At 38.2% G+C, this 12327-nt stretch carries 9 protein-coding genes; 7 read left to right on the top strand and 2 right to left on the bottom strand.

Translation table 11 applies throughout. From position 1 onward, the window contains the following. The first annotated feature begins 248 nt into the window (after positions 1-248). The 5 genes from WC788_07540 to WC788_07520 are packed head-to-tail and all read left to right on the top strand — an operon-like array spanning position 249 to position 5080. Entirely contained in the window at positions 249-884 is a 636-nt protein-coding gene (locus tag WC788_07540; GenBank protein ID MFA6097451.1) for a hypothetical protein, read from the top strand. A gap of 50 nt (positions 885-934) precedes the next feature. Beyond that, positions 935-2077, top strand: a complete 1143-nt coding sequence (locus WC788_07535; GenBank protein ID MFA6097450.1) for a DegT/DnrJ/EryC1/StrS family aminotransferase — start codon at positions 935-937, stop codon at positions 2075-2077. Continuing rightward, complete coding sequence (locus WC788_07530) at positions 2070-2987, top strand: NAD-dependent epimerase/dehydratase family protein (protein MFA6097449.1); 918 nt, start codon at positions 2070-2072, stop codon at positions 2985-2987. Before WC788_07535 ends, WC788_07530 begins: the two co-directional genes overlap by 8 nt. Further along, a complete protein-coding gene (locus tag WC788_07525; protein MFA6097448.1) occupies positions 2977-4236 on the top strand; it encodes an aminotransferase class V-fold PLP-dependent enzyme in 1260 nt (419 codons plus the stop codon). Before WC788_07530 ends, WC788_07525 begins: the two co-directional genes overlap by 11 nt. Continuing rightward, a complete protein-coding gene (locus WC788_07520) occupies positions 4208-5080 on the top strand; it encodes a peptidoglycan bridge formation glycyltransferase FemA/FemB family protein (GenBank protein ID MFA6097447.1) in 873 nt (290 codons plus the stop codon). The genes WC788_07525 and WC788_07520 overlap by 29 nt, the downstream gene beginning before the upstream one ends. Here WC788_07520 and WC788_07515 read toward each other — a convergent pair. Together WC788_07515 and WC788_07510 are read right to left on the bottom strand one after the other, a co-directional pair. Beyond that, complete coding sequence (locus tag WC788_07515) at positions 5058-5960, bottom strand: TIM barrel protein (protein MFA6097446.1); 903 nt, start codon at positions 5958-5960, stop codon at positions 5058-5060. The two genes, WC788_07520 and WC788_07515, sit on opposite strands and share 23 nt — an antisense overlap. Positions 5961-5966: 6 nt before the next feature. Beyond that, on the bottom strand, positions 5967-6650 hold the full coding sequence (locus WC788_07510; GenBank protein ID MFA6097445.1) for a PIG-L deacetylase family protein: 684 nt from the start codon (positions 6648-6650) through the stop codon (positions 5967-5969). Positions 6651-6921: 271 nt separating this feature from the next. Between WC788_07510 and WC788_07505 the strand changes: the two genes are divergently transcribed. Then, on the top strand, positions 6922-7449 hold the full coding sequence (locus WC788_07505) for an RNHCP domain-containing protein (GenBank protein ID MFA6097444.1): 528 nt from the start codon (positions 6922-6924) through the stop codon (positions 7447-7449). A 591-nt stretch (positions 7450-8040) separates the two neighbouring features. Further along, on the top strand, positions 8041-12174 hold the full coding sequence (locus WC788_07500; GenBank protein MFA6097443.1) for a PxKF domain-containing protein: 4134 nt from the start codon (positions 8041-8043) through the stop codon (positions 12172-12174). Positions 12175-12327: the final 153 nt, after the last annotated feature.

Here is a 12327-nt window from a genome sequence, read left to right as displayed (position 1 = left end):
AAATTTGGATAGCTTCTTGCGCGCGCGGACATTCTGGAGCCAGTGCAGGGAAATCATGCTAAGAATATTCACGCACAATGTAGCTATTGTGCTGTCTTGGTAAAATGAGGATGTTTTCTACAGAGCATACCTGACACCTTTTCTCACCTTAATAAAGATATGATAGTAATACTATCGAGGTTGGTGGAGCTATATCATATTTTGTGATAGAATTAAGTCAATAAATTATCTTTTAACTCCCCGAATTTATGGATTATAAGATTTTTGTCGCGGTCATTGCGACTTCGCTCGTTATTATAGGTTTTATTCCATATTTAAGTGATATTTTTGCAAATAAAACAAAGCCTCATTTATATACCTGGTTGATCGGAGGTATCACTCAAGGAACTGCTACAGTCGCTCTGTTGGAAGGGGGTGGGAAATTTGCGAGCGTCAGTTTAATTCTTGGAACTTTCTTTGTATTTATTATTTTTCTACTTTCATTCAAATATGGGACAAAAGATGTAATATCAAGCGACAAAATAGTTCTTGCGTTTGCACTTCTTGCAGTTGTGATCTGGTGGCAGTTAGATAATCCGTTGCCCTCCGTGTTAATGGTTTCAGCAATTGATGGCGCAGGTTATATTCCTACTATCAGAAAATCTTTTAAAAATCCCTGGAGTGAAACACTTTCATTCTGGGCAATAATGGCAAGTACGGACTTTCTAACAATAGTTTCAATAGCAGAATATAATTTATTGACCGTTACTTATGTTTCAGTGATTTTTACGGCAAATATGCTTGTATTTTTTATTTGTCTTTTTAGAAGAAGGGTCGTAGCGCGCCCCAGAGTATTTGAGAAACAAAAAAAGAGGAGATTTCTTTTCAGAGTTCTGCACAAGTAGAGGAACCTAAAGTTGTTTATTTTTAATCGATTAATCAAGGAAATAAAGATATGAAATATATACCTTTCAACAGAGTAAATATTCCGAGTTCCGTTGTCGGCGATTTAAAAAAGGTCATTGAATCTGGCTGGATCACAACAGGCAAGCAAGCTCAATTATTTGAAAAATCCATTGCTTCCATTGTTGGCGCAAAGAACGTTGTGGCTGTTTCTTCGGGCACTGCCGCTTTGCATCTGGCATATCTGGCAGCAGGAATTAAACCGGGGGACGAGGTTATTGTCCCAAGTTATACTTTCTGTTCGACAATAAACTCGATTATGCATCTCGGAGCCAATCCTGTGTTCTGTGACATAGAGGAAGATACTTTTTGTTTAGACCCGAAAGATGTTGAAAGACGAATAACAAAAAAAACAAAAGCTATTGTTGTTGTTCATTTTGCTGGAGTATCGGCAAAGATGGGCTCTATCAACAGGATCGCAAAAAAATACAGCTTAAAAGTGGTTGAAGACGCTGCTCATGCTTTTCTTACGAAATATAATGGAAAATATATCGGCGGGGGGAAAAATCTCACATGCTTTAGTTTTTATGCAACAAAAAATTTAACCACTGCCGAAGGTGGAATGGTTGTGTGTCCGAACTCTAAAATCGCTGAATATGTCAGATCTGTGTCTATGCATGGCATCACAAAACAGGCATGGAAGCGATATGCTAAAAATGGGTCTTGGAATTATGGAGTTGATTATGCTGGTTTTAAATACAATTTGACTGATATACATGCAACCATGGGTTTATCTCAAATTCCATTTGTTGAGCGAGCACACATGAAAAGAGTGAAACTGGTAAGGCTGTACAAAAAGCTTTTATTAAATAATCCCAACATAGTATTGCCAAAGGATTCTGACTGTGCTAAAAATCAACATGCTTGGCATCTTTTTGTTATAAGAGTTAGGCCTTCATCAAGGCTAGGGCGCGATGAACTTGTTGAAAAGATGAAGCTTGCCGGAATTGGAACAAGTGTTCATTTTATTCCAAACCATATGCAAAAATATTATAAAGATGGAGGATTTAGCCACAATTTGCCAGTTACGGAGAAGATTTTCCAGGAAGTTCTTTCTCTGCCTCTTTACGAAAATCTCAGTGAGCTAGAAGTTAAATATATTTCTAAAACATTAAATAAATTCACTTATGAATAGGAAAAAGGTGGTAATTACGGGGGGATCGGGATTTATTGGAACACATTTAATAAAAAGACTTTTCAAAGATGATGTATACGATATTACGGTGATTGACACTCAATTTGCTAAGGTCGATGGAGTATCTTTTGTGCAATCCGATATTTGTGATTTTAAAAAAATAGAACCGTATTTGATCGGAGTGGATTGTCTAATTCATCTAGCAGCTGTATTAGGCGTGGACAACTGCAATAACAACCCCGACAAAGTTCAAAAAACTAATTATTGCGATACAAAAGAATTTATCGATTTATGCGTTGCAAACAAAGTAAAAAGATTTATCTTTTCTTCATCGTCAGAGATATACGGAAATTCCAAAGATATTCCCTATAAGGAATCGAGCACACCAGATCCGTTTTCTTTATATGCAAAGAATAAGTTGGAAATAGAAAAATATTTAAAGGCAGTCTCTTCCAAGATGAGCGTTGGCATAGCGCGGTTTTTCAACGTTTATGGGCCGTCGCAAAGAAATAATTTCGTTGTTAGTATTTTTATTGAAGCTGCTTTAAATAATAGGGAAATAAATATTTTTGGTGATGGCAGTCAATCGCGCTGTTTTACTTATGCCCAGGACGCCGTTGATGGGGTTGCTATGCTTATAAAATACGACAAAGCTCCGTTTGAAATAGTAAATATTGGGAATCCAATTGAAGTAAGCATAAAGAAATTAGCCGAAATCATACTTAAGTATATTCCTGAATCAAGATCAGAAATTGTATTTAGGCAATATGGTAACAATATAAGGGAATCTGCTCTGGAAATAACGCGCAGAGTGCCATCCGTAGAAAAGGCTAAAAGTCTATTAGGATTTGCCGCAAAGGTTGATCTTGAAACCGGCATTTTACTTACGATTAAACATTATGAAAAATGACATTAATAAAGATATGCTTTTCCCGCCGATAATTAATGGTAAAATAGAAGAAATATATCCATGGACGGGATTTTGGCACGATCATGCCGATTGCGTGCGATATCTTTTTAAAAAAATATTACCGCTTAAGAATGTCGATAGAAAAAACGACTCTACGATTCATAAGTATTTTGGGAGCAGTAGGGTTTATTTGCTTGATAGCGGTAGATCTTCGATTCTGCTAGCGCTTAAAGTTTTAGGCATAAAAGCCCAAGACGAAGTTATCTTAACGGCATTTAATTGTCCAGCTGTCGTTGAGCCCATACTCTATACAAAGGGTGTCCCTAGATTTATTGATATTAATCCAACCTGCGGGATTGATTTTGACTTACTAAAAAAATCCATAAATTGCAGAACTAGGGGCATAATCGTTACTCATACTTTTGGCTTGATAGACGATTTGGATAACTTATCGAGACTTTGCAGAGAAAGAAATATTTTTTTGATCAACGATCTTTCTCAGACCTTAGAAAATACACTTTCTGACATAAAGCTAAATAGGTACGGTGATATTTCGGTGTATAGTTTTGGACCGGAAAAGCAACTATTCGCTCTAGGGGGAGGAGCAATGGTTGTTAATAGGGAAGATTTATTGAAAAAAGCGGAAATCAATTTGCCGGAAGATTTTGTTTCTTTCTCTTCAATTTTGATGACTTTTGCCCGGCGATGGAAATATTATTTTAGTTTTTTTATTTATGTAAGTTTTTCAGAACTATTATCCTTTTTTATTTTAACAGGTTTGGTGTATAATTTCGGAAAAGAAAAAAACATAAAGATAGACCAAGGGAATACCAGCATAAAAAATATGAACAGTTTTCAAAAATCAATTCTTGCGCGCAAATTGCTGGAGCATAAGAATAATATAGAAGCTACTCTGGATAATTTTATTTATATTAAAAATAACTTAAGATTTACTCTTCTATCTGCTGAAAAAATGCTGCCTTTATATGCTACGATGATATTAAGTGAAGGGGAGAGGTTTGATGTTTCAGAATACTTGTCTAAAAATGGCGTACAGACAGTTTGGAACTATCTGCCGCTATACAAGTCTAGCGATATATCCGTAGATCCGAATAGTTTGCCCAACACGGAACAAATGTGGAAGAGGGTCTTGTCTATCCCGTTCCGTTATCCGATAAATAAAAAGAGAATTAAGGAAATTTGCAGGATAATTAACTCGTATGATAAAAATGAAGATCACAGAAATTAACGAATCAGAATGGATCGGGATTTCGGCTGACTTGGCGGAATCTAATTTTTTTCAACAACTGCCATGGCTTAAGCTCGTCTCTGAAATATTCGATTTAATCAATCATTATATAAAGATAAATATTAACGATACGAACGTATATATCTGCCTGCAATGCGATAACAATAAAGCTTATGCTAATTTTATTGGATATGGAGGCTTTATCTCTTCGGAACAATTAAGTTATGAAGCCATGTCTGATATCATAGAAGGGATTGAGAAAGAATTTGAAGTAAAAATTAATCGAATGAAGCTGTTTCCGAGGGACAAAACAGAATTAAAGGGTAAGCCCGGCTGGTCAGCGGAAATAACTTCCGTAATAAAAATAACACCCGGCTGGGTGCGTTTTGTAAAAAAGAATGCAAAAAATGCAGTTAAAAATGCAACAAAAAACGGAGTTATGACCAGATGCCTAGATTCCAAATACCTGGATAGTTTTTACAGTATATATGATCAAACAATGGACAGGGTAAACAGCTCCTATAAAACACCGAAATTATTCTTTGAAAAACTATTGTTGTTCCCAGATGTATATTTCGTAGGTGCTTTCCATGATAATAAATTGATTGCAACAAGTATTTTTTTGAATCACAAGGAATGGTCTTTTTATTGGTGGAATGTCTCATCGGATGATGGTCGCAAATATAATGCCAACTATCTAATTATGTTTTCAACAATAAACCGATTATCAACAGAGGGGTTTAGATTTCTTGATATGGCTAGCTCAAATAATAAAGGCATTATCGATTTTAAAAATCGTTGGGGAGCTGAAAATATGGATTTTATGATTTTTGACAGGAGATGACATTAGTATAGAACCAATTTATAGCATGATGTAGATTTTCTCTCTTGTGATAGTTTGTTTCTTTCATCTCTAGCGTGATATCGACATCTTGGGGCCAATCGTTTATTATTCGGCATGCATGAGCAAGAATTTTTTCGTCATAGTGGCCTAATTGGGGGATGATTCCTTCTTCGCAACTTGGAAAATTGGAGTTGCCTTTTTTGTTTTTAAAAGAAGAAAAATGAAATCTGATGATTTTTGAGCCAAGTTTAATAAAATCGTAAAAGTCTAGTATATAGTCTTCTTTAAAGCCAAGATGTCTTGATAATTTTAAAAATTCTTTGCATGTATATGCCCAATGGCCGATATCCCACGCAATTCGAATATTTGGGGAATCAAAATCATCAAAGTCCTGAGGAAAGACAAAAACTGAATCAAAATCATCTCCGTTATTGCCTATTATCGGTAAATTCTCTATACAAATAACAACTTCAGATTTTATGGCCGTTGCTCTTATCTCGTTGTAGAATTTGATAAATCTTTTTCTTGTTTCAGGCATATTGGAATATTCAAATTCACCCAAGGGTTGAATGTAGTTTGAATGTAACACTAAATGTGGGATTTTATTCCTGCCTATAATCTTAATTGTTTCTAAAAGAGTTCTTTCTATGCGTTTAATATTTAAATAGTCCGCATTTTCAGTCGGAAAGTGAAAAGCTTTTATTTTGCCAAATTTTGAGGCATTTTGCAATAATTTATCTAGCTGATCGTGATGTATTATTTTTTGCAATTCAATTCCGTCAAATATGTTCGGTTCCAAAAAGATCTCGTCTTCATATTCAGATCTGTCTGGTATTTGGTTGGTATCAGTCAATAAAAATGGAATACATAGTCTTATCATATTTCATTATTTAATCTCTCTTAAGCAAAAAAATGCTTCGGCATAGTGAATATTTATCTTGCTTCCCCAAACCATGGCGTTTGCTTTAATAGTCTCCAGGGATCGCGGATGAGGGAATTCACGCAGTTCGCTTTTATATGAGTTCATTGCACAAATCTTTTTATCAATATAATCTGTTATATCGACAAACATGTTTGGCAAAAATGCTCGTCCCGAAAAATATCCGGCCGATTCAGTCGATGATAAGGTTTCAAATTGATAAATAGCTTTTACGCAGTTATTTTCAATTGGACGACAAGCGATAGTTACTGCCTCGGCGGTTCTTTGATGGTCAATATTTAGATCCCCGAAGTGATGCGTATAGACTATGGATGGCTCGATGCTTTTTATGCAGCTAGATATTTTTTTTATTATATCCAGCATATTAACACTGTCAAAGCGATTATCTGGAAAACTTTCTTTTATAAAAGACTTTATGCCGATGCAAGCTAGTGCTTTTCGCGTTTCTTTTTCGGATAGTTCTTTAGTTTCTTCATCAATCTTTTTATAACGAGTATCTCGAGAACTTTTCCCATCCCCTAAAATTAAGACCGTTACGCGATCTGCTTGGGCTATATGTTTACAAAGGGTCCCGCCTACTCCTATGATTTCGTCGTCGGGATGTGCCACAATGGCTAATATTTTTTGCATATAAGGATTCAAATAATTTATAGTCGTCTATTTATTACAGATTTGCAATAAATCTTTGGAATATTCATGCTTTTATGCTAAACCTAAAAAATGTATTTGTCCAGTTTGTTTAATTGCACTTTGGAAGAACTTGTTTCGGACTTATTTTGCAAAATATCAGGTCCGCGCTTGACATTTAAGTCAAAGTATGATATCTTAAAATGTTATACATGAGTGAAACTAATTCATGTTATAAAATATACAAAAATACAAAAGCGGAAAAGGAGGGAAAATGTCCAGAAACAAAGAATCAGAAAGATCAATGAGACAGCACGAAAAATTAGTCGAAAAAGAGAAGAATAGCAACGGATTCAAATGTCAGCATTGTGGCGAGTGGATCTACAGCGTACCCGAACTTATGGGCACGAGGCATCGCAATCATTGTCCTTATTGTCTGTGGTCTAAGCATATGGATCATGAGAAACAAGGAGACAGAGAATCCAGCTGCAAAGCAGGCATGAGACCAATTGGCCTAACTTTGAAAAAAGAAGGGATCAACAGTTTTTCAGGAAGACCCAAAAAGGGGGAACTGATGCTAGTCCATGAATGCCAAAGATGCGGAAAGGTATCGATAAACAGATTGGCCGGGGATGACATCTCAGAGATCGTTCTTGCGATGTTCAAAGAATCACTGAATTTGCCAAAAGAGGTAGTTCTAAGATTGGCAAAGGACGGCATTGATCTGCTGATTGAAAAAGACACGAATTTGGTGATTTCTATGTTGTCAGTAAAGGATTTTATCAAATTGGGAAAAATATAATAAGAACGAATAAATCTTATTGTATCTCCCATTTTTTTAAATTAAATTATTTTTCGCGTGGGATGATTAGGATGTTTCAGAATAAATGAATGGAGATATTTGTCTCTTGCAGACTACCGACAGAACTGTCTTAATGGAGTACGGGTCATAACTATTCTCTTGTCGGACTTTCCTAACCTGGATACAAGCATCAACTTCTCAAAATCCATACATGCCCGATTCTGGTACGGAGGACCATTTATGGTGGACATAAAAACAATAAGATTCAACAGCTGAAATACAAAACATAACAATAATTAACTTCATAACCTGCATTGCAAGCATTCGGGTTATTTTGCTCTTTAAAATGGGGGACTAGAACGGGAAAGGGTCGGCCCGCTTCGCCGAAGGCTGACAGCGAGGCGAGGGAAGCGGTAGATTGTCCCTCTTTAGTTAATATTAATATAAAGATTGGATTTTTGAAGATGGGAAAATTTCATCAAAATTTCAGCTCATCAACCAAGAACTAGACATTTTTAACAAGCTGCCATATACTAATTCGGGATGAATATTTTAAAGACGGTTCGTATTTAATCAATTAAAGTACCAAAAATGAATTTCTCAAACAAAGGGGGTCAAGTTATTTCGGCATTCATTGCAATGGCGATTTTTTTATTTTTTAGCGGCAATGCGAAAGCAGCCGAATCGAATTGTGGATTGGTCTGGAATGGCGACGGCTATTATTTTGAGGGAACTCTCGATGAGCCGTTTGGTTCTCTGCCGGCAGGTGCGCCGTTTTCTGGATGGGCAAGTTATTATCCCGGACAGCCCAATCTTAACAAGCCTTTTGATGCGAACGGAAATCCATCAAACATTCCTCCCTATAGAGGTGATTATAAGTATAATTATATTTCGCTGACCTTGGGAGGTGCGACTGTTACGGACTATGGCACGGGAGTTATTAATGTTTATGACCATGGGACATATGATTACAGCGCCCCGGATAGACCTAATACATTCCCGACCGATCTTTTTCATCTTTATACGTATGATGTACATGGGAGTTTCGGCGGATTGACTCTCGCGCCTGGCGCCGGTATCCAGCTTGTTTTGCAGGATGTTACTGGAACTGCCTGGTCGGGTCCCGTATTGCCGTCGGGCCTGACTCTGGATAATCTCACTACAGGCAATGCTACATTCATCGAGATACGGAGCGCTTATATTGATAACCAATCCGTATCAGCTCGCGGTTTCCTTTCATGCCGTAACCATCTGCCAGCGCCTCCGACATTATTAATACAATCGGACGTCAATTCTCGGCAGATAGAGATGGGAGGAAATTTAGGCATAGGAGAAAATGAAATAATTTTCGCTGCAACGCTGCAAGACCCAGACAATAATCGTACGAGTTTGCAAATCGAGGCAAGGGATATAACTGAGCTTGGAGGAGCCTTTGATGATGCTACTGCAAATATTTTGACAAGTGACCTGATAAACAGCGGAGATACGGCAACGATAGTTTTTGATGCCGCTGACGGGTCTTATCATTGGAGAGCGAGAACGATCGATGAATTTGGAAGCACAAGTGCTTGGGTGGAGTTCGGCAATAATCTTACTACTGATATCGATTTTGGATTTGAGCATCTTCCAGCTGTGCCTGCCAATTTGAAGCAATATACAAAATACCATCAAGAAATACCAATCGGGGAAGAAATAGGTAAAACAAAAAGTGAAAATACGGTAGTTTTTGAAGGAGAATTGGAGGATCGCGATCATGATTTTGTCATTTTGGAGGTTGAAATGAGAGGCATTGCCGAATTAGGAGGAGGGTTTGATGAAGCAGTTGCAGGTACTCGGACGAGCAGCTCGACAATTAGTGGATATACGGGGAGCGTCTCATTTGAGGTCACAAATGGCAACTATCATTGGAGAGCAAGGGCAATCGATGAACACTACAATAAAAGCGCTTGGGTGGAATTTGGAAACAATCCGACGCTTGATACTGATTTTGGAATTGCGCAATCGCCGGCAACGCCGACCTACTTGAAGCAATATGATGGCAACAATCAAGAAATGGCAGTGGGAGGAGAAATTGGCAAAACTATAGAGGAGAATGCAATAATTTTTGAAGGGAAAATGGAAGATTCGGAAAAAGATACCTTACAAGTGGAGATGAGAAGAGTTGCTGAGTTGGGAGGAAGTTTTGACGAGACGACGGCGGAACTTAACGAAACAAGTGAAAAAATCGTAAGCGGAGATGGGACGAGGACTAGGGTCACTTTCAAAATTGTGAATGGCTCTGATGGCAATTATCATTGGAGGGCTAGGGCGGTCGATGAAAATGGAGAGACAAGTGAATGGGTGGAGTTTGGGGAAAATGCAATTTCTGAAACCGATTTTGACTACGGATTTGAACCCCATCCTTATGGATATAGATTTGAAAATAGAAAAGTTGAACCGAATAGCTTAACAGCTGGCGGTAAATGGGACATTTTTGGAAAAACTTTTAATTTAAGTGGAGTGAGTCAGCAAACTCAGTTTGAAATTTATAAGAAATTCGGATTAAACGTAAGTGTTCCAGACATATTTAATGGGTCCTGTTATGGCATGGCACTATCATCGCAAATACAGTATGGAAAAAATGGCTTTGCTGGAGGTTATTATGGCAATTTTGGACAAAGCTTGGCTGCAAAAGGAAATTTAATCTGGAATCTCGATGGGCCGGCCAAAGGCACTGGCGGGGGCTGGCTTGGAAGTAACATTGCCAGCAAGCCGGTCCTGGAAACTATCTTAAGCCTTCAGCTGTCGCAAAAAGGAGATGTATACCAGAATGCCGTGAATCAAGCTAAATCAGCTAATTTATTTTCGTGGGATCTGGACGAGGCGGGAAATCGAACCAGTAGTGCTCGAAGTATTTTTGATAAATTGTCAAAAGAATATTCGGACAAAACAGGACCATTGATCAATGATACGTATATCATAGTTATGGGGAATGTAGAACTGGGCAGGTATCTATTTGCGAAACCGTCAAACCAGGGCCACGCACTTGTTCCATACAAAGTTGAAGGCAATAAAATATATGTTTATGACGTTAATCATCCGAATACGAATGCTGGTGAAGAAAATAACGGAGGAGATTCCTATGATAGCTACATTGAAATTGACAGAAACAATAATACTTGGCAATATGATGGTTTGAGTTGGCCGATTGAAGATAATATCTTTAATACTTATAAGAATTATATTGGATTGTTGTCCGTAAATGCTCTTTATAATGGCGGGGCGTTGCCCAAGCCGTTCGTCTTGTCTAAAAACACAGCCACGGTATCTCTGGACGGGAATGCAAATCTGCTTTTGGCTGACGACCAGGGAAGATTTACGGGAATTAAGGATGCATTGATCGTGGAAGAAATACCAGACATCAGTCCGATTTATGATCTGAATGTGGGGTCGGACGAAGAAGTGCGGCCTTGGAATCAGACCTATCATGCCGAAAGCGACGTTGCGTTTAAAAGCGAAGTTACCGGCACGGAAAATGGCACATATTCGTTCACAAAATTCGGTCCGGGATATTTTGCCACTTTTTTCGATGTTTCCATCAATCAGGGCAGTGTTGATCAGATCTCAGTTTCTGCCGATGCTGTAAGCATTTCCGCTTCTTCGGATCAAGAAACGAAAAAATATAATCTGGTCTTCAATAAAGACATTGATGGCAATGACGTAACTTTTACTGCTACGGATATTCCCATATCAGCGCACATGACTGAACGATTTTCAGTCGACTGGAATATTTTGTCTCAAGGTGGCAAGGGTGTGACGATGCAGATCGACAGAGAAGGCGATGGCACTTTTGAGCAAACTGTAAATATTGGCGCGACATTTAGCGATGCGATTGCACCGACAACCTTGATGTCGGTTTCAGGGGCAAAAGGAAATAATGATTGGTTTGTTTCTAACGTAAATGTTGAATTGTCCAGTTCAGACAATGATGACGGAATCGGAGTGGAAAATGCGATATATTCTTTGGACAATGGCCAAATTTGGAACAAATATGAAAACGCTATTACCATTTCGGAAGAAGGAATACACAACGTGCTTTATCGCTCGCAAGATCTCTTTGGCAACATCGAAGAAACGCGAACCAAGGAGATAAAAATCGACAAGACAGCTCCTCGAATAACGATCAGTTCACCGTTAAGCGGAAGGGTGTATGTATTGGGTCAATCTGTCATGGCGGATTGGTTGGCAGAAGACGATCTTTCCGGTGTCGCTTCGTCTTTCGGGTCAGTTCCAGACGGTTCAGCGATCAACACATCTTCGGTCGGTGCAAAAACATTTGCAGAGACTTCTGAAGACAATGCGGGGAACGTCTTGACTAGAACAATCAATTACTATGTGCATTACAGCTTCAGCGGGGTTTTGGATCCGATGAGGCAGGACGGATCAAGCGTTTCCAAGCTGGGAAGTGCAGTACCGATCAAATTCCAGATAAAAGATTTCTATGGCAATTTTATTTCCAACGCAACTGCCTATCTCTATGCGACTAAAATAAGCAATACTGTTACGGGAACCGATGAAGCTGTCTCAGTTGGTGAAGCTAATACCGGAAATGTCTTCAGGTATGATGCCATTACCAATCAATATATTTATAATCTTGGAACCAAAAACTTTTCCGTTGGGACTTGGCAGCTTAGCATCAAGCTCGATGATGGGACGGTGAACAATATAAATGTTTCTCTAAAATAGCAGCTTGGCATTTGCGAAAAAATACGTCCGAAAGGGCGTGTTTTTGTTATAACAAAAACCACCGGCGTTAGCCGGTGTGTGCGTTTAGAGCGATAGCTCTTGTGTAACTGTAATATAGTAATTGCCATATTATCATTCTAGGTCGTGTCATCC

Source organism: Candidatus Paceibacterota bacterium, assembly GCA_041661265.1.
GTDB lineage: Bacteria > Patescibacteriota > Minisyncoccia > JAHIHE01 > JAGLIN01 > JBAZUT01.
Note: the sequence above shows the minus strand (reverse complement) of the source record. Positions and strands in the feature narration are given on the sequence as shown.

What these genes read in the sequence shown, in the direction of transcription:
- WC788_07540 (MFA6097451.1), top strand. Translation starts at nt 249, where the DNA reads ATGGATTATAAGATTTTTGTCGCGGTCATTGCGACTTCGCTCGTTATT.
- WC788_07535 (MFA6097450.1), top strand. Translation starts at nt 935, where the DNA reads ATGAAATATATACCTTTCAACAGAGTAAATATTCCGAGTTCCGTTGTC.
- WC788_07530 (MFA6097449.1), top strand. Translation starts at nt 2,070, where the DNA reads ATGAATAGGAAAAAGGTGGTAATTACGGGGGGATCGGGATTTATTGGA.
- WC788_07525 (MFA6097448.1), top strand. Translation starts at nt 2,977, where the DNA reads ATGAAAAATGACATTAATAAAGATATGCTTTTCCCGCCGATAATTAAT.
- WC788_07520 (MFA6097447.1), top strand. Translation starts at nt 4,208, where the DNA reads ATGATAAAAATGAAGATCACAGAAATTAACGAATCAGAATGGATCGGG.
- WC788_07515 (MFA6097446.1), bottom strand. Translation starts at nt 5,960, where the DNA reads ATGATAAGACTATGTATTCCATTTTTATTGACTGATACCAACCAAATA.
- WC788_07510 (MFA6097445.1), bottom strand. Translation starts at nt 6,650, where the DNA reads ATGCAAAAAATATTAGCCATTGTGGCACATCCCGACGACGAAATCATA.
- WC788_07505 (MFA6097444.1), top strand. Translation starts at nt 6,922, where the DNA reads ATGTCCAGAAACAAAGAATCAGAAAGATCAATGAGACAGCACGAAAAA.
- WC788_07500 (MFA6097443.1), top strand. Translation starts at nt 8,041, where the DNA reads ATGAATTTCTCAAACAAAGGGGGTCAAGTTATTTCGGCATTCATTGCA.